Annotated in this window: 17 protein-coding genes and 1 pseudogene; 16 read left to right on the forward strand and 2 right to left on the reverse strand. The window is 73.2% G+C overall.

The window, feature by feature from the left end; genetic code table 11:
* Positions 1–98 precede the first annotated feature (98 nt).
* The gene (locus ABZZ17_RS22655) at positions 99–2,642 is read left to right on the forward strand and encodes an FtsX-like permease family protein (protein WP_356878112.1); all 2,544 of its coding nucleotides are present in this window, start codon (positions 99–101) and stop codon (positions 2,640–2,642) included.
* Between the two features lie 300 nt (positions 2,643–2,942).
* On the opposite strand, the pseudogene ABZZ17_RS22660 reads toward ABZZ17_RS22655, so the two are convergent.
* A pseudogene (locus tag ABZZ17_RS22660) lies at positions 2,943–3,173 on the reverse strand (transposase); the annotation flags it as partial.
* A 190-nt stretch (positions 3,174–3,363) separates the two neighbouring features.
* On the opposite strand from ABZZ17_RS22660, the gene ABZZ17_RS22665 reads away from it, so the two are divergent.
* The gene (locus tag ABZZ17_RS22665; RefSeq protein WP_356878113.1) at positions 3,364–3,957 is read left to right on the forward strand and encodes a hypothetical protein; all 594 of its coding nucleotides are present in this window, start codon (positions 3,364–3,366) and stop codon (positions 3,955–3,957) included.
* Between the two features lie 62 nt (positions 3,958–4,019).
* Here the strand turns inward: ABZZ17_RS22665 and ABZZ17_RS22670 are convergent, their stop codons facing one another.
* Positions 4,020–4,676, reverse strand: a complete 657-nt coding sequence (locus ABZZ17_RS22670) for a maleylpyruvate isomerase N-terminal domain-containing protein (protein WP_356878114.1) — start codon at positions 4,674–4,676, stop codon at positions 4,020–4,022.
* 747 nt (positions 4,677–5,423) lie between these two features.
* Between ABZZ17_RS22670 and ABZZ17_RS22675 the strand changes: the two genes are divergently transcribed.
* From ABZZ17_RS22675 to ABZZ17_RS22740, 14 genes are all read left to right on the forward strand, one after another.
* Positions 5,424–6,392: a 3-oxoacyl-[acyl-carrier-protein] synthase III C-terminal domain-containing protein gene (locus tag ABZZ17_RS22675; RefSeq protein ID WP_356878171.1), complete on the forward strand. Its 969-nt coding sequence runs from the start codon at positions 5,424–5,426 to the stop codon at positions 6,390–6,392.
* 102 nt (positions 6,393–6,494) lie between these two features.
* Positions 6,495–7,808: an NAD(P)/FAD-dependent oxidoreductase gene (locus tag ABZZ17_RS22680; protein ID WP_356878115.1), complete on the forward strand. Its 1,314-nt coding sequence runs from the start codon at positions 6,495–6,497 to the stop codon at positions 7,806–7,808.
* Positions 7,805–8,809: an ester cyclase gene (locus tag ABZZ17_RS22685; protein ID WP_356878116.1), complete on the forward strand. Its 1,005-nt coding sequence runs from the start codon at positions 7,805–7,807 to the stop codon at positions 8,807–8,809. Before ABZZ17_RS22680 ends, ABZZ17_RS22685 begins: the two co-directional genes overlap by 4 nt.
* A 56-nt stretch (positions 8,810–8,865) precedes the next feature.
* Positions 8,866–15,006 carry a type I polyketide synthase gene (locus tag ABZZ17_RS22690; RefSeq protein WP_356878117.1) on the forward strand — a complete coding sequence of 2,047 codons (6,141 nt, stop codon included), beginning with the start codon at positions 8,866–8,868 and terminating at the stop codon, positions 15,004–15,006.
* Positions 15,003–15,959: a 3-oxoacyl-[acyl-carrier-protein] synthase III C-terminal domain-containing protein gene (locus ABZZ17_RS22695; protein WP_356878118.1), complete on the forward strand. Its 957-nt coding sequence runs from the start codon at positions 15,003–15,005 to the stop codon at positions 15,957–15,959. The genes ABZZ17_RS22690 and ABZZ17_RS22695 overlap by 4 nt, the downstream gene beginning before the upstream one ends.
* Positions 15,960–16,020: 61 nt before the next feature.
* Positions 16,021–17,007 carry a ketoacyl-ACP synthase III family protein gene (locus tag ABZZ17_RS22700; RefSeq protein WP_356878119.1) on the forward strand — a complete coding sequence of 329 codons (987 nt, stop codon included), beginning with the start codon at positions 16,021–16,023 and terminating at the stop codon, positions 17,005–17,007.
* Positions 17,004–18,278 carry a type III PLP-dependent enzyme gene (locus ABZZ17_RS22705; RefSeq protein WP_356878120.1) on the forward strand — a complete coding sequence of 425 codons (1,275 nt, stop codon included), beginning with the start codon at positions 17,004–17,006 and terminating at the stop codon, positions 18,276–18,278. Before ABZZ17_RS22700 ends, ABZZ17_RS22705 begins: the two co-directional genes overlap by 4 nt.
* A gap of 71 nt (positions 18,279–18,349) precedes the next feature.
* Complete coding sequence (locus ABZZ17_RS22710) at positions 18,350–18,619, forward strand: phosphopantetheine-binding protein (protein ID WP_356878121.1); 270 nt, start codon at positions 18,350–18,352, stop codon at positions 18,617–18,619.
* Position 18,620: 1 nt separating this feature from the next.
* On the forward strand, positions 18,621–19,421 hold the full coding sequence (locus tag ABZZ17_RS22715; RefSeq protein WP_356878122.1) for a hypothetical protein: 801 nt from the start codon (positions 18,621–18,623) through the stop codon (positions 19,419–19,421).
* Positions 19,422–19,471: 50 nt separating this feature from the next.
* Complete coding sequence (gene acpS, locus ABZZ17_RS22720; protein WP_356878123.1) at positions 19,472–19,957, forward strand: holo-ACP synthase; 486 nt, start codon at positions 19,472–19,474, stop codon at positions 19,955–19,957.
* Positions 19,950–20,399, forward strand: coding sequence for a 3-aminobutyryl-CoA ammonia lyase (locus ABZZ17_RS22725; protein WP_356878124.1), 450 nt, complete (start codon positions 19,950–19,952; stop codon positions 20,397–20,399). The genes acpS and ABZZ17_RS22725 overlap by 8 nt, the downstream gene beginning before the upstream one ends.
* A gap of 37 nt (positions 20,400–20,436) precedes the next feature.
* Positions 20,437–21,678: an MFS transporter gene (locus tag ABZZ17_RS22730; RefSeq protein WP_356878125.1), complete on the forward strand. Its 1,242-nt coding sequence runs from the start codon at positions 20,437–20,439 to the stop codon at positions 21,676–21,678.
* A complete protein-coding gene (locus ABZZ17_RS22735; RefSeq protein ID WP_356878126.1) occupies positions 21,675–22,145 on the forward strand; it encodes a nuclear transport factor 2 family protein in 471 nt (156 codons plus the stop codon). Before ABZZ17_RS22730 ends, ABZZ17_RS22735 begins: the two co-directional genes overlap by 4 nt.
* A 27-nt stretch (positions 22,146–22,172) precedes the next feature.
* Positions 22,173–23,696, forward strand: coding sequence for a class I adenylate-forming enzyme family protein (locus ABZZ17_RS22740; RefSeq protein WP_356878127.1), 1,524 nt, complete (start codon positions 22,173–22,175; stop codon positions 23,694–23,696).
* The last annotated feature ends 30 nt before the right edge of the window (positions 23,697–23,726 follow it).

A 23,726-nucleotide genomic window follows, 5' to 3' on the forward strand; every position in this document is an offset into this window, starting at 1 on the left:
TCCCTTCCCGCGACGCACCCGTTCCCTCCCCGCGAGGCCCCGGTCCGCACCAGCCGTCCGCTCGCATCCGCCGAGCCCGCCAGCCAGGATCCCCACCCATGTTCCGTACCGCCCTGCGCAACGTGTCCGCGCACAAGGCCCGCCTCCTGATGACCGCGTTCGCGGTCATGCTCGGAGTCACCTTCATCTCCGGCAGCCTCGTCTACGGCGACAGCCTGGGCCGCGCCGCCGCCGCCCGGGCGGTTGACGGCTACGAGCGCATCGCCGTCAGCGTCTTCCCCGAGGATTCCCGGGGCACGGGCGCGGGCGGCGGCCCCGCCGGACTCGACGCCGGCCTCCTGCCCACCCTGACCGGGGTGCCCGGCGTCGCCGCCGCCACGGGCCGGGTCGACGGCTTCGCCGCCGTCGCCGGCCGCGACGGGCGGCTCCTCGGGCACGGCCCGTCCCACCGGGGCGGCAACTTCGCCCCGGGAAGCAACGGGACGGACCCCGCCTACCGCTTCACCCACGGGTCCGGCCCGACCGGCGACCACACGATCGCCCTCGACGAGACCACCGCCGCCGCGGGCGGATACCGCGTCGGGGACGGCGTCCGCGTCGGAACGAACCAGGGCGCCGCCACGTACACCCTCAGCGGAACCTTCCGTACCGACGGCACCAAGCTCCCCGCCGGCGGCAGCCTGACGCTGTTCACCGACGCCACCGCCCAGCGGCTCTTCCTCCAGCCCGGCCGCTACCAGAACGCCGAGGTCACCGCCGCCCCCGGCACCGACGCGCAGCAGCTCCTGGCCCGCGTCGAAGCGGTACTGCCCCAGGGCGCCGGCGCGGCCACCGGCGCCCAGCTCGCCCGGATCCAGGTCAACCTCGCCACCGGCGACAGCGACACCATGAGCCAGATCCTGCTGGGCTTCGCCGCCGTCGCCCTGTTCGTCGCCACCTTCCTCATCTCCAACACCTTCACCATGCTCGTCGCCCGGCGCACGAGGGAGCTGGCCCTGATGCGCGCCGTCGGCGCCTCGCGCACGCAGGTGCGCCGCATCCTCCTGACCGAGTCCCTCCTCGTCGGCGCGGTCGCCTCCGCGGCCGGTCTCGCCCTCGGAACCGGGGTCGCCGCCCTGCTCCGTACGCTGTTCACCTCCGCAGACAGCCCGGCCGGTCCGCTGGTCCTCACACCGGGCACCGTGATCACGGCCCTGCTGGCCGGCACCGCGCTGCCCATGATCGCCGCATGGCTCCCGATCCGCCGGGCCATGGCCATCCCGCCCGTCGCGGCCCTCGGCGCCGCCGAACCCACGGAGCCCGCCCGCGCCGGCTCCGCGCGCACCGTCCTCGGGGCCGCGCTGCTGCTGACCGGCGTCGCCGCCGCCGCGTACGGGGCCCTCACCACGGGGAAGGACGCCCGCACCGTCATCGGCGTCGGCGCGGCCCTCACCGTGACCGGGACCATCGTCCTCATCCCGCTGCTGGCCCGGCCGTTCGTCGCCCTGGTCCGGCCGCCGCTGACCCGCCTCCACCCGGTGTACGGCAACCTCGCCGCCCGCAACACCGTGCGCGACCCGCGCCGTACGGGCGCCACCGCGGCCGCGCTCGCCATCGCCCTCACCCTCGCCTCGGGCCTGTCCGTGCTCGGGGCCTCCGCCGCCCGGTACCTCGACCGCGCCACCACCCACGACTTCACCGCCGACTACCTGGTCAAGCCCGCCGAGGGCGCCATGCGGATGACCCCCGCCACCGCGGAACCCCTCCGGAAGCTGCCCGGTACCGCCTTCAGCCCGCTCAACCAGTCCACCGAATACCGCCTGGCCGGCGTTCCCTCAGTCCTGACCGGAGTCGACCCGGCCACCATCGGCCGGCTGCTGAGGTACGACGTCGTCGAGGGCTCCCTCGACAGCCTGGCCAGGGGACACATCGCCGTGGCCGACTTCAAGGCCAGGGCGGCCGGCTGGCGCGTCGGCCAGACCCTCCCCCTGGAACGCCAGGAGGGGCAGCGCGGCGCCGTCACCATCGGCGCCGTCTACCGGGCCGACGAACAGAGCAACCTGCTGCCCAGCATCACCGCCCCCGACTCCCTCGTCGCCCGCTACGACCCGAACCCGAACACCGCGGGGATCCTCGTCGCCACCGACGGCGGACCCGGCCGGGCCGCGCTCGCCGGCCTCACCCACGCCCTCGGCGACAACCCGGCGCTGGCCGTCCGCGACGAAGCGGCGATCCGGGCCGAGGACAGCGGCTCCATCGGCGACCAGCTGAACGTCTTCTACGCGCTGCTGAGCATGGCCCTCGTGATCGCCGGGCTGGGCATCGCCAACACCCTCGCCATGTCCGTCCTCGAACGCCGCAAGGAGATCGGCACCCTGCGCGCCCTCGGCGTGGACCGCGCCGGCGTGACCCGGATGATCCGGCTGGAGGCCCTGCTCCTCGGCGGGCTCGGCGCGACGCTGGGCACGGCCCTGGGCGTCTTCCTCGGCTGGGCGCTCGGCCGCACCCTTCAGGAGAACGTCGCGGGCTACACGCTGGTCCTGCCCTGGGGCCGCCTCGCCCTCGGCGTGCTCATCGCGCTCGCGGGCGCGCTGCTCGCCTCGCTCTGGCCGGCCCGCAGGGCCGCCCGCGTCGACATCCCCGCCGCCACGACGGCCCAGTGACGCGGTCCCCCTCCGGGCCGTGGTGGGGTGCGTCGCCGTGAGCCGGCCGCCCGGCTCGCCGCGCCTCCCCCGGACGGGCGAGCGGGAGGAGCCGTGTCCGGCCGGCCGGCCGGGCCCCGCGGGCCCGAGTCCGCGCGGTTCGCCGGGCCTGGGGGCGCGTCTCATTTGGCCGGGCCCGTCGGACCGGCCCCTGTCGCCCGTCCCGTCGGACCGGCCCGGTGGCCGGGGGGTCCGCCGGGCCAGGTTCCGGATGACGGTGCGCTGCCACCGGCGGAGCTCCCGCTCGCGTTCCTCCTTGTGCAGGAGGTGACGCAGCCTGGGCCAGACCCGGGCGCGGGTCCATTCGGTGAACCGCCGGTGCGCGGTCGGGCCGGACGGTCCGAAGGAGGGCGGGAGCTGGCGCCACGTGCAGCCCGAGGTGGTCACGAACACGATCGCGGCCAGGACTTCACGGTCCCCGTAGCGGCGCCGCCCACCGCCCTGGCGGCGTTGGGGCGGGCGGGGCACGACCCGCTGGAACAGGTTCCACATCTCATCGGGCACCAGCCGCTCCACGAGCTCCACACCGCGCGAGTCTAGTTCCGGTCAGGGCACCGGAGCCGAAATGAGACGGCCCCGCGGCCACCGGAGCGGTCGGCGCCCGGGGTTGCGAGGGGTGACGCTGGCTCCATCCGGGCCCGGCAGGCCGCCGGGCCGACTCCGAGGAAGGAGCTGGTGCGCGATGAGCGTCGACGAGGCAACCGCGACCGGCAGTGCGCCGTACGGGACGGGACCCGCGGCGATCCACGAGGTGACGCCCCGTGAGGGGAGCAGCGGCGACTTCAGCACCGTCGCACCGCAGGTCGTCCTGCACGGCGCCGGCCCGTACTGGGAACGGAACACCGCGGGCGCCCCGGCCCGCATACCCCGGCTCGCGGTGCTCGTCTGCCGCGACATCGACCCCCGTACCGTGCCCGGCCGTCGGGCCGCCGGTACCGCACCCCGGCGCATGCTCGAAATGGGCTGGCACACCTTCACCGAGGTCATCGCGCCCCCGCACCGACTGCCGTCACTCGTCGAACCGGCCGCCGCCGCCGGCCTCCAGGACCGGCCCGGGGACCCGTACCCGTCGGCAGCCGGCCTCGTGCGCGTCCGGGCCCACCGCATGCCCCGCACGCCCGGCGGCTACGTCGCCCACCTCGTCTCGCTCGAGGACTGCGCCCCGTACCTGACCTCCCCCCACGGCCCGCGCGAGCGGACGGTGCGTCTGGAGTCCCTCCACTCCTGGTCCTTCCACCACGTGGCGACACCGACGGAGACCCGCACGCACCCGTAGACGGGGAGGGGGCGGTGCGGCCGGAGCCGCCTCCCGGACACGTGGCCGGGCGGCGGGCCCGTTCAACCGAGAACGAAGGGGAGTCCGTCGGCGAGCCCGCCCAGTTCGGCCGTCTCCGCGTCCGTCGGGGCGCGCCGGCCGGTGCCGACGAGGAGGGCGTCCGTGTCGGAGAACGACGCGGGGAACGCGGTCCCGGCGATCCCTTCGAGCAACGCGCGCGCCCCGGCCAGGCCCTCGGCGGGCGGTCCTGCCGCGTCCGGCAGGTGCGCGACCAGGTCGAGGTGGTGCAGCGTCCACTCCAGGACGTACGCGTGGAGGTAGTCGCCCGCGAGGAGGACCATGTCCTGCGTACCGACCGGGAGGGCGGGGTCGGCGAGCCGGGCGGCGCGGCCGGCGGCCGAGCCGACGTCGTCCAGGTGGAACCGGAGCAGCCCCGGGTCCTCGTACGCGGCCGCCAGCCGGACGACGAGCGCGTCGAGCGGGTCGTCACCGCTCGGCGGGGTCCGGGAGACCTGCCAGTAGGTCACCGCGTCACGGGTCGGGGCCGTTTCGGCGGGGGTCACGAGGGTGATCAGTACGTCCTGGGCGTCGATGACGAGATGGCACACCAGGTCCCGGACGAGCCAGCCGGTGCAGCCGGACGGCCGTGCGAAGTCCTCGTCCCGGAGTGCGGCGACCGTCGTGCGCAGCGCTGTCCAGCAGCGTGAGAAGAGGTCCACGGCGGGCACGGTAGCAGCGTGCCCGCACCAGGGGGCCCGTCCCGGTTCTCCCGGAGGGCGGGGAATCGCGGTCGTCGGCAATGAGAAAGGGATATCCGTTCGCGGGACCCGCCGGGGCGGATCTCGGGGCCGCCGTTCGTCCGTCTCGCGTGGTACCGCCACTCGTTTTTCCACGGTTTCCTCCCGGCTGCCCCGATGAAACAAAGAGGCAATCTTCATTTCACAATCGAGCGGCCCGGCAAGGGATCGACGGCGGGCGGCGACCCCCGGAGCGGGCGGCGGGGGCTTGCGCCCGCGAAGGCCCTCCAGCGATCTTCGAGCGGTGCTCCGCCACGCCGTGGGACGGGCAGGAGGGGCGGTTCACCCCCCTCAAGGTTTTGACCAGCTGTTTACCCGAATGTGGTCGAACCCATTCCGTTACCAGCCTGCGACCCCCGGTACGTGCAGTGGTGCCGGGGGTCCGGTGCAAACGGTGAACGCTCCGCTTCGGGCCCCTCCCGGGGGTGCCCCGGCGGCGACCCGGCGTCGCTTCCCGGGGGAAGGTGACGACCCGCGAAACTCGCCTTGACAGATCCGTCGGCCGGTTGGCAGGGTCTGGAACGAAGATCGATGGTGGCTGAAACAATCCTCTGGGTTGCCAATCTCACCGCCATCGACAACGGGGGAGAGGGTTCGGTGAAGTTAGCGCAGTTATTGGTATTGGACGTTGCCACGTGGATTCCCGGCGACCGGGAATACGTGAGCGAGATGATTGCCGCCGGCCGGTTGACGGCCGGTGATGCCGAGGGCCTGGCACTCACGGAGGTGCCGGTCTCGAAGGACCTCGCGGCGCCCGAGATGGCCGTCCGGGCCGCGGGCCGGGTCCTCGCCGACACCGGGTGGGATCCCGCCCGCATCGGCCTGGTCGCCCATGGCTGGACGTACCACCAGGGGCACGACTTCTGGTCGCCCGCCCACTACGTGGCCCACCAGATCGGCGCGGGCTCGGCCCTGCCGGTCGGGGTGCAGCAGATGTCCAACTCCGGGGCGGCCGCCCTCGGGATCGCGGCGGAGAAGCTGATCGCGGACCCCGGCGCCGAATCGGCCCTCGTCACCACGGCGGACCGGTTCTGCCTACCCGGATTCGACCGCTGGTCCGCCGACTACGGAGTGGTGTACGGCGACGCGGGTACGGCGGCGCTGCTGCGCCGCCGGCAGCCGGACGAGCGCCCGGGGGCCCTGCTCCTGCGCTCGCTGGCCTTCGCCACGGACGCCTCCTTCGAGGAGATGTACCGGGGGCGCGACCCCTTCGGCGCCGTCCCCCTCGCCCACGGCGGCGGCCGCATCGACGTCAAGCGCCCCAAGAAGGCCTACCTCGAAATCCACGGCGGCATGGAGGAGTTCCGGCGCGCGGCCGCGCGGTGCGTGGAGCGGGCCCTCGGGCTCGCCCTGTCCGACGCCGGCGTCGAGGCGGGCGACCCCCGCATCGTGCGCGTGGCGCTGCCCAGGCTGAGCGACAGCGTCCTCGACCTCATGTACCGCCCCGTGCTGGACGGCGCCGTGCGGGCGGAGGTGCTCGCCCTGCGCGAATCCAGCGGCCACCTCGGCGCCGGCGACCTGCTGGCCAACGTCGAGCACATCGCCGCGTCCGGCGCGCTGAAGTCCGGCGACCTCGCCCTGGTGCTCGGCGGAGGCGGCGGCTTCACCTGGTCGTGCGCCGTCCTCGAAGCCCTGTAGCCGCAAGGCCGGGCCACGCCGGAGCAGTTCTGCCGGCGTCTCCATCTCTCCTTCCCGGCGGGCGCGTGCGCCCCGAGCCGGATCGAAAGGAAATTCGAAGCAGTGAGCAGCAACGCATACGACGTGATCATCAACGGAGCCAGCGTCGCCGGATGCACCGCGGCCATCCTCTACGCACGGCAAGGGGCCCGGGTGGCCCTGCTGGAACGCCGCTCCGACATGGACGCCCACAAGGTGCTGTGCACCCACTACATCCAGGCGTCCGCGTACCCCGTCATGGTCGCGACCGGCCTGGACAAGGCGCTGGAGGAGGCCGGAGCCATCCCCAACACCGCGCACTACTGGACCCGTTGGGGCTGGATCAAGCCGCCGCACGAGGCGGACGGCGCACACGGCTACAGCGTGCGCCGGCAGACCCTCGACCCGCTGCTGCGGCGCCTGGCCGCCGGCACCGAGGGCGTCGACCTGATGCTGGGCCACACGGTGAACGAACTCCTCGTCGAGGACGGCCGTGTCGTCGGCGCCGCGGGCACCACCGGGGACGGGACCTTCTCGCTGCGCGCCCGGCTCGTCGTCGGCGCGGACGGCAAGGAGTCGACGGTCGCCCGCCTCGCCGGAGCCCGGACCGAGACGACCGAGAACGGCCGCTTCAGCTACTTCGCCTACTTCAAGGGCCTCGCCCGGCAGGCCGGCGACGCCGCCCGCGTCTACTACCTCGAACCGGACAACGCGTACGTCATGCCGATGGAGGACGACGTCACCGTCATCGCGGCCGTGGTCTCCAAGCCGCGCCTGGACGAGTTCAAGGCGGACCTGGAAGGCGCGTACCTGAACTTCGTGCGCTCCCTGCCCGAAGCCCCGGACATCGACGGCGCCGAACGCATCTCCAAGATCATCGGAACGGTGAACTACCCCCTCGTCTCCCGCGAGCCGGCCGGCGCCGGATACGCGCTGATCGGCGACGCGGCCCTGGCGAGCGACCCCCTGGCGGCCGTGGGCTGCGCCTGGGCCATGCAGTCCGCCCACTGGCTGGTGTCGCGCAGCGCCCCCGCCCTGGTGGGTACCGACGCCGCCGTCGACACGGCCCTGGCGGAGTACGCCGCCCACCACGCCGCCGAGACCGGGCCGCACCACCACCTGATCGCGGACTTCGCGACGGCCCGCCCGTTCAACGAGATCGAGGAGTTCTCCTTCTCGGCCGCCGCCCGCGACCTCGCGATGGCCGCCCACTTCCACACCTTCGGCTCCCGCCTCATGACGGTCGAGGAGTTCCTGTCACCCGAGATCGTGGAGCAGATGGAAAAGGTCAACGGGCACGGCCTCTCCGAGGCGGTGCTCCGGCAACTGGCGGGCGAGGACCTGCCGGACCACGGCAACGGGACCGCCGGGAACCAGCTCGAAGGAGCCGCGCGATGAGCCGCACGACCGGCACGCACCACTCGCCCCAGGAACTCTGGGACGCCTGGAACCGGCTCTGGAACGGCGACTACGCCATCGCCGACGACTACGTCTCCCGGACCATGCGGGTCAACATCCCCGAGTTCGGCATGCCCGATCCCGCGACGCTGGGCGACGGCCCGCAGATCGCCGCCTGGATAGCGGCCTTCCGGTCCGGCTACGACGAGGACGCCGCCATCACCGGCGAGCTCGGCCCCTTCTTCGTGGGCGACTACGCCATCGGCCGCTGGGTCTTCCGCGGTACGTGGACCGGTGGCCGGCCCGCGACCGCGACGGCCGACCCGGGCACCGAGGTCACCTTCCGCGGAGTGGACATCCTCCGCTTCGAGGACGGCCGGATCGCCGAGTACTGGCTCAGCGACGACCAGCTCGACCTCTACGCCCAGCTCGGCGCGGTGGCCGGCACCGGGGCCGGTACCGCGCAGTCGGCCGCGGCGCTGCCCGCCCGCCTGGCGGACCTCGGCCCGGAAGCGGCCCGCACCGTACTGCTGGAGCGGGTCCTGGAACTGGTGGCCGAACTCGTGGAGGACGCGGAAGTGGGTGACGCCGCCGGTACCCAGACCTTCCTCTCCCTCGGTCTCGGATCCCTCGGCGCCGTCGCACTGCGCAACTCCCTGGAGGAGGAGACCGGCCTGAGGCTGTCCTCCACGCTGACCTTCGACTTCCCGACCCCCCTGGCCCTGGCCGGCCGGCTGTGGTCACAGCTGGACGGGACCACGCCCGCCACCGGCTCCGCGGACCCGTTCGACGCCCTCGCCCGGCTGGAAGAGCTCGCGCCCGCCCTCGCCGGGCCCGGCCGCGAAGCCCTCCGCGCCGAGCTGGCCGACCGCCTCGGCAGCCTGGCCAAACGCCTCGCCCCGGCACCGGCCCCGGCCCAGGAACAGCTCGAAGAGGCCTCCGCCGCGGAACTGTTCGCCTACCTCGACAGCAGGCTCGGCCCGGCCGAGCACACCGGATGACCCGTCACCGCCCGACGCGTCAGCCCGCCCCCACGCCGAGCAGAGAGATGAAGAGCATGTCCGACGAAGCCAAGTTGCTCCAGTACCTCAAACGCACCACCGCCGAACTGAACCAGGCCGAAGCCCGCCTGCGCGAGGTCGAGGACCGCGCCCGCGAACCCCTCGCGATCGTGGGCATGAGCTGCCGCTTCCCCGGCGACGTGAACACGCCCGACGAACTGTGGAAGCTGGTCGACGAAGGCCGGGACGCGATCACCGGCTTCCCCACCGACCGCGGCTGGGACCTCGACAACGTCTACGACCCCGACCCGGCACGCGTGGGCAAGACCTACGTCCGGGCCGGCGGGTTCCTGCACGACGCGTCCGAGTTCGACCCGGCCTTCTTCGGGATCTCGCCCCGCGAGGCCCTCACGATCGACCCGCAGCAGCGCCTCCTCCTGGAGACCACGTGGGAGGCGTTCGAGGACGCCGGGATCGTCGCCGACGACATGCGCGGCAGCGACACCGGCGTGTTCGTGGGCATCATGTGCGACGAGTACGGCCTGCGCTTCCTCAAGACGCCGATCGAGGGCATCGACGGCTACCTCGGCGTGGGCAGCGCCGGCAGCGTCGCCTCCGGCCGCATCTCCTACACCTACGGCTTCGACGGCCCGGCCGTCACCGTCAACACCGCCTGCTCCTCCTCGCTCGTGGCCCTCCACCTCGCGGGGCAGTCGCTGCACCGCGACGAGTGCTCGCTCGCCGTCGTCAGCGGCGTGATGCTGATGGCGACGTCGTTCTCCTTCACCGAGTTCAGCCGCCAGCGCGGACTCGCCCCCGACGGACGGGCCAAGTCGTACGCGGAGGGCGCCGACGGCACCGCGTGGGCCGAAGGCGCCGGAACGCTGATCGTCGAGCGACTCTCCGACGCCCGCCGCAACGGCCACCGCGTCCTCGCCGTCATCCGGGGCTCCGCCGTCAACCAGGACGGCGCCAGCAACGGCCTCACCGCCCCGCACGGCCCCTCCCAGGAGAAGCTGATCCGCGAGGCCCTGAGCTCCGCCGGCCTCACCTCCGCCGACGTGGACGCCGTCGAGGGACACGGCACGGGCACCAAGCTCGGCGACCCGATCGAGGCCCAGGCGCTGCTGGCGACGTACGGACAGGGACGCGGGGGAACCCCCCTGTGGCTGGGTTCCCTGAAGTCGAACGTGGGGCACACGCAGTCCGCGGCGGGCATCGGCGGCATCATCAAGATGATCAAGGCGATGGAGCACGGGCGGCTGCCCAAGACCCTCCACGTCGACGCGCCGAGCTCGCACGTGGACTGGGAGAGCGGCGACGTACGGCTGCTGACCGAACCGGTGCCGTGGCCCCGGGCGGACCGCCCGCGCCGAGCCGGCGTCTCCTCGTTCGGCATCAGCGGCACGAACGCCCACGTCATCATCGAGGAACCGGCGACGTACGAGACCGCCCCCGCGCCCGAGCCCGTCGACGGCGCGCTGGTGCCGTGGATCCTCTCGGCCCGCAGCGCCGACGCCCTGCGCGGCCAGGCGGCCAAGCTGCACACGGCGCTCACGGCCCAGCACACCGCGGACGCCGCGCTCACCCTCGCCACGGCCCGCACGCCGATGGAGCACCGCGCGGTCGTCATCGGCAGCGACCCCGCCGAACTCTCGCGCGGCGTGGAAGCCGTCGCGGCCGGGGCATCCGCCGCCCACGTCGTCCGCGGCACCACCCGCAACACCGGCCGCACCGCCTTCCTGTTCACCGGCCAGGGGAGCCAGCGACTGCGGATGGGCCTGGAGCTCCACGCCGCCCACCCCGTGTTCGCCAAGGCCTTCGACGCCGCGTGCGACGCCCTCGACCCGCACCTCGACGTACCGCTGACCAAGGTCCTCTTCGCCGACGAGGATCCCGAACGGCTCCTGAACCGGACCGAGTTCACCCAGCCGGCCCTCTTCGCCGTCGAGGTCGCGCTGTACCGGCTCGCCGAGTCCTGGGGCATCCGCCCCGACTACGTCACCGGACACTCCATCGGCGAGATCGCCGCCGCCCACGTCGCCGGGGTCCTGTCGCTGACGGACGCGGCCGAGCTGGTCGCCGCCCGTGGCCGCCTCATGCAGGCACTGCCCGGCGGGGGCGCGATGACCGCCGTCCAGGCGACCGAGGAGGAGGCGCTGGCCGCCCTCGCCGGCCGTGAGGAGCAGGTGTCGATCGCCGCGCTCAACGGCCCGCGGTCCGTCGTCCTGTCCGGCGACGCGGACGCCGTCGCGGAGATCGCGGCGCGGTTCCGCGAGCAGGGCCGCAGGACCAAGGACCTCCCGGTCAGCCATGCCTTCCACTCCCCCCACATGGACGGCATGCTGGACGAGTTCGCCGCGCTCGTGGCCGGACTCTCCTTCTCCGCTCCCCGGATCCCGCTGGTCTCCGACGTGACCGGCGAACTCGCCACCGCCGAAGAGCTGTGCCGCCCCGGCTACTGGGCCGAGCACGTGCGCCGCCCCGTCCGCTTCGGCGACGCCGTCGAGACCCTCTACGCGGAGCGCGTGCGCACCTTCGTGGAGATCGGCCCGGACGGAACCCTGTCCGGCCTGGTCAAGGCCTGCCTCGGCGACGAGCGCCAGGCACTGGTCGTACCGCTCCTGCGGCGCGGCCGCACCGAGCCCGCGGCGGCCCTGACCGCCCTCGCCGAGCTCTTCGTCCACGGCTTCGCCCCCGACTGGGAGGCGGTCCTCGACGGTCTCGGAGGGCGCCGCGTCGACCTGCCGACGTACGCCTTCCAGCGCGAGCGGTACTGGCTGGACGAACCCACCACCGCGGGCGACATCGCCTCCGTCGGCCTCAGCTCCGCCGAACACCCGCTGCTCGGAGCCGTCACGCACCTCGCCGCCGACGACAGCGTGGTGTTCACCGGCAGGCTGTCCCGGCAGTCCCACCCGTGGCTCGCCGACCACGTCGTCCACGACACGGTCCTGGTGCCCGGCACCGCACTGCTGGAACTGGCCACCCGGGCCGCCGCCCACGTCGGCTGCGACCTCGTGGAGGAACTGACCCTCCAGGAGCCGCTGGTGCTCCCCGCACAGGGCGCCGTCCGTCTCCAGCTCACCGTCGGCGCGCCCGAGGAGGACGGCCGCCGCCCGGTCGTACTCCACTCCCTGCCCGACGACGGGCCGGACGACAACGGCTGGACCCGGCACGCCGCCGGCTGGCTGGCCCCCTCCCACGCCGCGGGCACCCCCGAGGGACTGGCGGACTGGCCCCCGCACGACGCCACCGAGGTGGAGCTGGACGGTCTGTACGACCGGCTGGCCGACACCGGCTTCGCGTACGGACCGGCCTTCCAGGCCCTGCGCGCCGTGTGGGAGCGCGGCGACGAGCTGTTCGCCGAAGTCGCCCTGTCCGCGGAACAGCAGGCCGAGGCGGGCGCCTTCGGCCTGCACCCCGCCCTCCTCGACGCGGCCCTGCACGCCCTGGCCTGGGACGCGGTCCGCAGTGGCGCGGCCGAGGGACGGCTCCCGTTCTCCTGGAACGGCGTACGCCTGCACGCCGTCGGCGCCGACTCGCTGCGCGTGCGGTTCTCCCGCGAGAACCCCGACGCGATCGCCCTCACCGTCGCCGACCAGGAGGGCAACGCCGTCGCCTCGGTGGACTCCTTCGTCTCCCGGCAGGTCGCCGGGGACCGGATCGGCGGGGACCGCCGCACCTTCAACGACGCACTGTTCCAGGTCGACTGGACGGCCGTACCCGCCGCCGCGGCCCCCGCGGGCGAGGAGGGCGTCCAGTACTTCGCCTCCCCGGCGGAACTGCTCGATGCGCTCGCCGGCGACACCGTCGGCGCCACGACCGCGGTCGTCGACTGCGTCTCCACCGCCGCGGACGACCTCGCCGCCGCGGTCCGGACCACCACCGGCGGGGTACTGGCCCTGCTGCAGCAGTGGCTCGACCGGGGGCCGGAAACCCCCGCCCGGCTCGCCCTCGTCACCCGCCGGGCCGTCGCGGCCGGCCCCGAGGAGGACGTCACCGACCTGGCCGCCGCTCCCGTGTGGGGGCTGGTCCGCTCGGCGCAGTCCGAGGCTCCCGGACGCTTCGTCCTGATCGACCACGACCAGCCCGGCCCCGCCGGCCCCGACGACCCCGCCCTGTCCGCGGCCCTCGCCACCGGTGAGGCCCAACTCGCCGTGCGCGACGGCGGGCTGCTGACACCCCGGCTGAAGACCAAGACCGTACGGGCCGCCGACACCGGCCCCGCCGCCTGGCAGGGCACCGTCCTGATGACCGGCGGCACGGGCGGGCTCGGCGCGCTGCTCGCCCGCCACCTGGTGACGGAGCACGGAGCACGACGTCTCCTGCTCGTCAGCCGCCGCGGCCCGCAGGCCGCGGGAGCCGAGGACCTCGTCGCCGAACTGGCCGGACTCGGCGCCACCGCGACCGTGGTCTCCTGCGACGTCACCGACCGCGCGGCCGTGGCCGGCCTGCTCGCCACGGTCCCCGCGGAACACCCGCTGACCGCCGTCATCCACACGGCGGGCGTCCTCGACGACGGGATCCTGACCTCGCTGACCCCCGAGCGCCTCGACAAGGTGCTCGCCCCCAAGGTCGACGCGGCCCTGCACCTGCACGAGCTCACCCAGGACATGGACCTGGGAGCCTTCGTGCTGTTCTCCTCGGTCGCCGGTACCCTCGGCAGCCCGGGCCAGGGCAGCTACGCCGCGGGCAACGCCTTCCTCGACGCCCTCGCACAGCACCGCGCCCGGCGCGGCCTGGCGGCGACCGCGCTGGCCTGGGGCGTGTGGGAGCCCACCGGAGGCATGGCCGACACCCTGCAGGACGCGGACCTCAAGCGGATGGAGCGCTACGGCGTCCTGCCCGTCTCCGCCGAACTGGGCATGGCGCTCTTCGACGCGGCGTGCGGTGACCCCGCCGCCGCCCTGGTTCCCGTACGGCTCGACCGCAAGGCCCTGCGCACCTCGGGGCAGCCCCTGCCGCCGCTGCTGCGGGGACTCGTCAGGACCGCCGCACGGCGCGCCGGCAACGGGGCACAGACCTCCCCGTCGGCCTCCGCCGGATCGGCGGCCTCGGCCGAGTCGCTCCGCGAGAAGCTGGCGGCGCTGCCCGAGGACCGGCGCCTCAAGGCGGTCGCCGACACGGTGCAGGACATCGTCGCCGCCGTCCTCGGCCACAGCAACGTCGATGCCATCGACTCCGAAACCCCCTTCCGGGACCTCGGTTTCGACTCGCTGACCTCGCTGGAACTTCGCAACGCCCTGAACCAGGCGACCGGCCTGCGGCTGCCGGCGACCGTCGTCTTCGACCGCCCCAGCGTCGGCGACCTGTCGGAGCACGTCTTCGGCCAGCTGGGCACCCTCACACCGGGCGCCCCCGCCCCGGCCGCCGCGGCCGGAGGCACCCTGGTCTCGCTCTTCCGCGCGGCGCACGAGGGCGGGCACCTCGACCGCGCCATCGACCTGCTCGTCTCGGCGGCCGGGATCCGTCCGCGCTTCGAGGACGCGGAGCAGTTGCCGTCGTTCCCGCAGGCCTCGGGCCCGGCCGGGGAACCGGTCGTCGTCTGCTTCCCGTCGATGATCGCCATCTCGGGTCCCCAGGAGTACGACCAGTTCACCGCGCACGTCGTCGGCCGGGCCGTCTCGGTGCCGCCGCTCCCCGGGTTCACCCCGGACCAGCCCCTGCCGGCCTCGCTGCCGGCCCTGGTCGACGCACTCGCCGACGGCGCGGCCCGGCTCGCCGACGGCAGGCCGCTGGTGCTGCTGGGCCGCTCCACCGGCGGCTGGATCGCCCACGCCGTCGCCCAGCGGCTGGCCGAGCGGGGAACGGCCCCGCGGTCCGTCGTACTGATCGACACCCTCGCGGCGCCGCTGGACATCAGCGACCTGTCCATGGTCGCCGACCAGATGCTGGACGCGCACAGCAGCCAGTGGCTCGACGACGACCGGCTCATCGCGATGGGCGGGTACATCCAGCTCTTCGACGGGTGGACGCCGCAGCCGCTGCCCGTCCCCACCCTCCTCGTACGGGCGGCGGAGCGCACCGCCACGCACGACCGGCCGCGCTGGCCGCTCGCGGACACCACGGTGGACGTGCCCGGCGACCACTTCACCATGCTGGCGGAGCACGCGGGGACGACCGCGCAGGCCGTCACCGGCTGGCTGGACCCGCTCCTCGCCGACGGCGCGGCCCGGGACGGGGCCCGGTCATGACCGCTCCGATCGCCACCCTGGAGCGGGTGGAGAGCCACCTGCCGGACCGCCGGGTCGCCATCGAGGCCCTGTCGGAGCAACTCGGCCTGAGCCGGGCGAAGCTGGCCCTGTTCCGCAAGGTCCACGGCCTGCACACCCTGCACCAGGACCCCGCGGCTTCGCTGTTCGACCTGCTCCTGCCGGCCGCCCGGCAGGCCGTGGCGGGCCTCGACGACCCGCTCCGGATCCGGTTCGTGGTCTACGCGCACGCCATCCACGAGGTCGCCCCCGCCGGGTTCGACACGGCCGCCGCACTGCGCGACGCACTCGGGCTCCGGCACGCGGAGGCGTTCGCCCTGAGCCAGCAGAACTGCGCCGGCGGCCTCGGCGCCGTCGAGGTCGCCGCCCGGCTCCTCGCCGGCGGCGACCCGGGCGACCGGACCCTGCTCGTGATCGGTGACAAGCCGTACTCGCCGCTGATCCAGAAGGTGCCGAACACGGCGCTGATGGGCGAGGGCGCCGCGGCCTGCCTCATCGCCGCGGCGGGGCCCGGAGACCCCGTCCTCTCCCACGCCAGCCGCACCCTGGGGGAGTTCGCGCAGCTGATCTCCCTGCCGCCGGAGGAGGCCGCGCTGTACGGAAAGGCGTACGCGCCCGTCCTCGCCGACGTCATGCGCGCGGCGGTGCGGGAGGCCGGACTCGTCCTCGACGACATCGACCTGGTCATCCCGCACAACGTCAACATGATGGCCTGGCGCAACACCATCGCCGAACTGGGCATCCCCGCGGACCGGGTGTTCCTGGACAACATCGCCCGCTACAGCCACTGCTTCGCCGCCGACCCGTTCGTCAACTACACGACCCTGCGGGACGCGGGACGCCTCGTCCCCGGACACCACTACCTGATGGCCGGGGTCGGCGCCGGCGCGACGTTCACCGCCCTGGCACTGACCCACCGGGGAGGTGCGGCATGACGGCCACCGCGCGGACCCGGACCAGCCCGACCACCTGCCCGACGAACCTGGAGTGTGTGCGATGACCGCGCCCGTCACGACCCTGGAGGCCGTGGAGTCCTTCACACCGGAGCGGATCGTACCGATCGCTCAGCTCGCCGACAGGCTCGGCCTGCGCCGGACCAAACTCCGCCTCTTCGAGCGCGTCCACGGGCTCAAGGAGATCCGCTTCGACCAGGAACTCGACCTCTTCGACGTGGTCCTGCCGGCGGCCCGCCGCATCACCGCCGACCCGCGGGTCCGCGAACGCATCAGGTACGTGGTGTACGCGCACACCACGCAGGCGGTCGCGCCGGCCCACGTCAGCCCCGCCCAGGAGATCAAGGACCGCCTCGGGCTGGCCGGTGCCGAGGCCTTCGCCCTCAGCCAGCAGAACTGCGCCGGCGGCATGGCCGCGATCGACACCGCCGCGGAACTGCTCAGGGCCGAGGGCGGCCCGGGCGACTGCGCCCTGGTCGTCACCGGCGAGCAGGCCTTCTCACCGAAGATCCAGCTCATCCCCGACGTCGCCATCATGGGCGACGCGGGTGCGGCCTGCCTGGTGACGCTCGACGGACGCGGCCCGGACCGGGTGCGCTCGTACGCCACCCGCACCCTGGGCCAGTTCTCGGCGGCCATGCTCCTCGACGAGGAGAAGTCGCTGGAGGTCAGCAAGTTCTACGCCCCGGTGCTCGCCGAGGTCGTACGGGAGGCGGTGGCACGGGCGGGGATGACCCTCCCCGACATCGACCTGATCATCCCGCACAACGTCAACCTCCAGTCGTGGCGCCAGACCATCGGCGAACTGGGCATCGACCGCTCCCAGGTCTTCCTCGACAACGTCGAGCGGTACAGCCACTGCTTCGCCTCGGACGTGTTCCTCAACTACACCACCCTGCGCGACGCCGGCCGCCTGACCGCCGGACGCAACTACCTGTTCGCCACGGTCGGCCTCGGCGCCACCTTCGCCGCCATGGTGATCACCCACCAGCCGACCGACGACACCGACCCGACAGGGGAGACGGCATGACCACCACCGGCGAATTCCAGGTGCAGGGCCTGCCCGTCTCCGCGATCGCCGCGGAATTCGGCACGCCGCTGTACGTGTACGACACGGACGTGCTGCGCGACGTCTACCAGGGACTGCGGACCCGGATGCACCCCGGCGTCGACATCTTCCTGTCCCTCAAGGCCAACCCCAACATCAGCGTCATCGGCTTCCTCGGCACCCTCGGTGCGGGAGCCGAGGTCTCCTCGCTGGCCGAACTGGAAACGGCCCGCCGCGCCGGGATCGCCCCGCAGGACACGATCTTCCTCGGGCCGGGCAAGACCCGCGCCGAACTGGAAGCGTGCGTGGCCGCCGATCTGCACGCCGTCGTCGTCGAGTCGCTGGAGGAGCTCGAAGCCCTCGACGACCTGGCCGTCGCCACCGGACGCGACCGGCTCCCCGTGATGCTCCGGGTCAACCCGGACTTCCGCACCAAGGGCTCCGGCCTCGCCATGGGCGGCAAGCCCCGCCAGTTCGGCATCGACGTGGCCGAAGTGCGCGCGGCGCAGCGGCTGCTGAAGGGACTGCGCCGGGTCCACGTCATGGGCCTGCACGCCTACATGGGCACCCGGTTCCTCAACCACGAGGACCTGGTCCACAACACCCGGGAGATCCTTGCCACGGCCGAGTCGCTGTCCCGGGAGACCGGCATCGAGCTCAGGACCGTCGACTTCGGCGGCGGCTTCGGCGTCCCGTACTTCGACAACGAGACCGGCCTCGACCTCCCCGCGCTGACCGCGGGCATCAACGACGCCGTCTCGGAGTTCCTGGAGCGGCACCCCGGATGCCGGCTCGTCAACGAACTCGGCCGCTACCTCACCGCCCCCTGCGGCACCTACGTCACCCGGGCGCTCTTCGTGAAGGAGTCGATGGGCGAACAGTTCGTCGTCGCCGACGGCGGCACCAACCACCACATGGCCGCGGTGGGCGTCGGCAGCTTCGTCAAGCGCAACTTCCCCATCCGCTCACTGACCCGGTACGCGGAGGAGCCCACCGGCACCTACACGGTCACGGGACCGCTCTGCACGCCCAACGACGTCATCGGCAAGCGGGTGGCACTGCCCCCCGTCGCCGCCGGCGACCTCATCGGGGTCGAACTGTCCGGCGCGTACGGCCCCTCCGCCTCGCCCGGGCTCTTCCTGAGCCACGGATTCCCCGCCGAGGTCATGGTCCACGACGGCACCGCCCGCCTGGTGCGCAGCCGGGACACCGTCGAGGACCTCCTCGGCAAGCAGCGGCTCATCGAGTTCTGATCATGCCCCCAGCCATACCCACAGCCGTACTCACAGCCATCCCCGCAACGATCCCCACAAGGAGCACGACCATGGACAACACCACCATCGTGGCGCAGGTCGAGACCGCGCTCAGCGAGGTACTGGAGCGCGAGGTCACCGGACTGACCGAGGACATCCGCCTCTTCGAGGACCTGCACCTGGACTCCACCTCCGTGATGGAGATGCTGATGGAGCTCGAGGACAGCATGAAGATCGTCATCGACCCCGAGAACCTCGACATGGACGACTTCCAGTCCATCGGCACCCTCACCGGATACCTGCGCCGGATCAGCCCCGCACCGCAGGGCGCGGGTGAGTGACGTGACGACCGTAGCCGCATCCTCCCTCGTCGTTTCACCGGACGGCGGTCCCTTCCACGAGGACCCGGCCATCCTCGGCTTCTACCGCGACCTGGTGGAGCCGTTCGGCTCCACCGTGGACGAGCAGTTGCTGCGCGACGGACGCAACGTGTTCCACAAGGACCTCGTGGACCGGCTCGTCGGCAGCGAGGACATCGACGTCGCCGCCGACCTGGTCGTCGTCACCCACGCACTGCCCGACGTACACCCCTTCACCGCCGTCGCCTCACACCTCAACATGCTGCTCGGCGGCGGTGCGCAGAGCTTCAGCATCAGCGAACAGGGCCTGGCGGCCCCGTTCACCGCACTGCGGATCATCTCCGCCTACCAGAGCGGCGGCCGGTCCGCACGCGCGGTGCTCGCCGTACTGGAACAGACCACGCTGCCGACGCCGCACCCCCTGGTGGACTCCGGGGAACTGGTGGACTCCGGCGCGCTGCTCGTACTGGAACCCGGCGAGGGCCTGCGGGTGGGCGGCGTCGAGTCCTTCGACGACGCGGAAGCGACCGCCGACCGGCTGCGGGCCCTCGCCGGGGACGGCAGTACCGGCACCCTGTTCGTCCTGGGCCCCTGGGTCGGCGAGCAGACGTTCGGAGCCGGGGCCCACGTCCACCGGGTCGCCCCCGGCAGCTACTGCACCAGCGTGTGGCTCGACCTGGCCCGCCACTGGCGGGACTGGCAGCGCGACCACGAGCGGGTCGTCCTGTGCGACATCGACCCGCTGTCCGGCCGCGGACACCTCGCCCTGCTCACCGCCGCCTAGATCGAGTCAACGAAGTCCTGCCCGCCCGGAAGAAAGGAACGGACGCGCACATGCGCATCGGGGTCGACGTGCTCGCCATCGGCGAACTCGACCGGCTGCACACCCGCGGCTGGTTCCGGCAGCACACCTACGACCAGGAGGAACTGGCGCTCGCCGAGTCGCTCTCGCCCAGCCGGGCACGGGAGTTCCTCGCGGGCCGGTTCGCCGCCAAGGAAGCCGTCCTGAAGGTCCTGGGAACGGGCTTCGGCAAGGGGATCCGCCCCGCCCACGTCCGCGTACTGCGCGACGACCGCTCCGCGCCCGTCGTCCGGCTGGCCGGAGCGGCCGCGCGGCGGGCGGCCGAGCTCGGCATCGGCGCCATCGCGGTCTCCATCGCACACAAGGACGAGTCCGTGATCGCCGTGGCGATCGGCGGAGCCGCCCACGAGGACGCGGCACTCGGCCCCGACCGGGCGGCAGAGGCCACCCGGATCGCCGTACAGAAGATCGGCCGCCCACGAGCCGGCATCGGAAAAGCGAGGAACGGCAATGCCTGAGGAAGTCACCGCCACCCTTCGGGTGCGCATGAGCCAGCAGGACGCCCACTACGGCGGCAGCCTGGTCGACGGCGCCCGGCTGCTGCAGCTGTTCGGGGACCTGGTCACCGAGGTCACCATCCGCAGCGACGGCGACGAGGGCCTGCTCACCGGGTACGAGCGGGTCGAGTTCCTCGCCCCGGTGCACGCGGGGGACTTCATCGAAGCCACCGCACGGCTCGTCGGCCGCGGCCGACTGCGCAGAACCGTCGAGTTCACCGCGCACAAGACCATCGCGGCCCGGTACGACCTCGGACCCACCCGGGCCGAGGCGTCGGCGGAACCGACCCTGGTCTGCCGCGCCCTCGGCACCGCGGTCGTCCCGCCGGCCGCCGTACGACGCAAGACCCGTGAGGCCGCCCCCACGCAGGACCCGGCCCACGACACCCCGTCCCGGGTCTGACCGGACAACCCAGCAAGACGACCGAAGGACAGTTCCCATGACCACCCCCACACCGGCCGCAGCCCTGCCGGGCCGTGTGCTGGCCGTTGCCGTGTGCAGCGCGTTCCTCGTCGGACTCGATTCGATGATCACCGTGCCGCTCATCCCGGAGATCGCGGCCGACACGAACACCGCCGCCCGCGCCGGCGGTCTGTTCGTCAGTGCCTACGCGCTGCTCTTCGCCCTGGTGGCACCGCTGTGCGGCGCCATGTCGGACCGGCTCGGCCGCCGCCGGATCCTCTGCACCGGCCTGGTGATCTTCGCCCTGGCCAACGTGCTCACGGGCCTCGGCGGCGACTTCACCCTGATCCTGGTCAGCCGCGCCGTCGCCGGCCTCGGCTCCGCCATGATCATGCCGAGCGTCTACGCCATGATCGCCGAGAGCTTCCCCTTCGAGCAGCGCGGCAAGATCATGGGCATCGTCGTCGCCGGCCTGCTCAGCTCCACCGTGCTCGGCGTCCCGCTCGGTTCCTACCTCGCCTACCTGATGAGCTGGCGCGCCGCGTTCTACGCCGTCGCGGTCGTCGCCGCGGCCGTCTACCTCATGGTCCTCCTGCGCCTCCCGGCCGTGGCCCCCAAGGCCCCGCAGGACCTGGCCCCGGGCAACCCCGTGGCGACGTACCTCGGCATGATCCGGCGGGCCGTCACCACGCCCGCCCTGCTGTGCGTGCTCGGCTCGACCCTGCTGTGGAGCGCCGCCCTCTACGGCATGTTCTCCAACATCGGCATCTTCTTCGCCGAGCGATTCGACTTCAACGAGGCCCAGACCGGCTTCGCGATCATGGGCTCCGGAGCGGGCAGCATGACGGGCGCCCTCCTCGGCGGACGGATCGCCGACCGGCTCGGCAAGCGCCGCGTCCTCGTCGTCGCCGCACTGGTGGCGGCCGCGGGGGTGAGCGCCGTACCGCTGATCGGCCATCACCTCGTGCCCACCCTCGTCGTGTTCATCCTGTGGGGCACCGCCGTCGGCGTCGGACAGCCCGCCCTCAACGCCCTCGTCAGCGAGCTGCGCCCGGAGATGCGCGGCACCGCACTCGCCCTCAACGGCTCGGCGCAGTACGCCGGAATGATGCTGGCCACCAGCATCGCGGCGGCCCTGCTCCAGGGCAGCTTCTCCTTCACCGTCATCGGCGTGCTCTGCGGACTCTGCGCCCTGGCCGTCCTGCCCCTCCTCATCGGCGTACGCGTCACCGCGGCGGCCCCGGCCCAGCCCACGACCCGGACGGAGACCTCGGCATGAGCAACCCCGCAGCACCGGAACCGGACCTCGGAAAGATCCTCTTCGAGCGGTTCGTCGACCTGTGGAACGGCGACGTCGACTTCGCCGACACCCCGGAGTTCATCGCCGACGAGTTCACGGTCCACAGCGCCGAACTCGCCCGCTACCTCGGCTTTCCCGACTCCAACCGCATCACCACCCGCGACGGGCTGCTCGACTGGGTCCGCGCCGTGCGCGGCCTCCTCCACGACGTGCGCTTCACGACCGACCCCGGCCCCCTGAGGGACGGCGACTACGTGGCCGGCGGCTACACCGTCACCGGTACCTACGCCGGCGGCGCCCCCACGGCGACCGTCGAGCCCGGCACACCGGTCCGGTACGCGGGCATGTCCATCGTCCGCCTTCAGGACGGCAAGCTCGCCGAGTACTGGGTGCTCTCGGACGGCCTCGGCCTCCTGTCCCAGCTCGGAGCCGTGCCCACCCCCTGACCGCCCGCACCCCAAGGACTTCGCCCCATGTCTGAGACATCACTGCTGCACGACGTGCTGGACACGGCCGCCGAACGGTGGCCGGACCGGCCCGCCGTGTCCCGCCTCGACTCCACCGCCACCTACGCCGAACTGCGGGACGCGAGCCTGCGCCTCGCCGCGTGGCTCCACTCCGAGGGCGTCTCCCGCGGCCGCCGGCTCGTCGTGTCCCTCCCGCCCGGCCCGCTCGTGCCCGCGCTCGTCTTCGCCGCCTCACGCGTCGGCGCGCTCTACACGGTCCTCCACGAACAGGTCGTCGGCACACCGCTGGAGCACGTGCTCGGTGACTGCGAGCCCACCCTGGTCGTGGCCCACGACGCGTCGGTGCTCGACACCGCCCGCGCCCGCGGGATCAAGGCGGTTCCCGCACCCCTGGCCGAGGCCGAGGCCTTCCCCGCCACGGCCGCACCCGTGCCGTCCCCGGAAGCGCTGCCCGCCCCCCTCGCCGTCGACCCGGTCTCCCTGATCTACACCTCGGGCACCACCTCGGCGCCCAAGGCCGTCGTGAGCACGCACCAGCAGGTCGTGTTCGCCGCCCGCGCCATCCAGCAGGTCCTGGACTACCGCCACGACGACGTCGTCTACTGCCCGCTGCCGCTGTCCTTCGACTACGGCCTCTACCAGCTGTTCCTCGGAGCACTGAGCGGAGCCCACGTCGTGCTGGGCAGCGCCGCCGAAGCCGGCCCCGCCCTCCTGCGCAACCTCCTCGACAGCGGTGCGACCGTACTCCCGGCCGTCCCCTCGGTCGCCGAATCACTGGCCTGGCTGCTGAAGCGGGCCTCCCGGCGTCCCGCCCTGCGCCTGGTCACCAACACCGGAGCGGCCCTGTCCACCGAGACGCTCAACGCGCTGCGCGCGGCAATACCCGAGCTCACGGGGCAGGTGATGTTCGGGCTCACCGAGTGCAAGCGCGCCACCATCATGCCGCCGGACGGCGACCTGCTGCGCCCCGGATCCTGCGGCCTGCCGCTGCCCGGTACCGAGGTCTTCGCCGTCGACGAGGAGGGCAACCGGCTGCCCGCCGGGGAGACCGGCGAGATCACCGTCCGGGGACCGCACGTCATGTCCGGCTACTGGCGGCGCCCCGAGCTGAACCTGGCGAGGTTCCCGCAGCGCGACGGCCTCTTCCCCGAGCTGCGGACCGGCGACTACGGATGGCTGGACGACGACGGCTACCTGTACTTCTCCGGGCGCCGCGACGACCTCTACAAGGAGCGCGGCTTCCGGGTCAGTGCCACCGAGGTGGAGGCGGCCGCCCACCGCATCCCGGAGGTGGTGTCCGCCGCCGTCCTCCCGCCGTCGGGCAAGAAGTCGGCGCTCCTGGCCGTGGTCACGGACCTGGAGCCCCACGTCGTGCTGGAGCGGATGCAGGAGCAGATCGAGGAGTTCAAGATCCCGCGCCGGTGCGTGGTGCTCGACTCCCTTCCCCTGAGCCGCAACGGGAAGGTCGACCGCAAGGAACTGGCGGCCCTCCTGGAGAACCGGACCCAGCCCTCCGCCACCGCCCGCTGAACCGCCCCCGCCCCCGGCGCCGTCCCGCGC

It is taken from the genome of Streptomyces sp. NPDC006512 (assembly GCF_040611935.1).
In the GTDB taxonomy this organism is placed as follows: domain Bacteria; phylum Actinomycetota; class Actinomycetes; order Streptomycetales; family Streptomycetaceae; genus Streptomyces.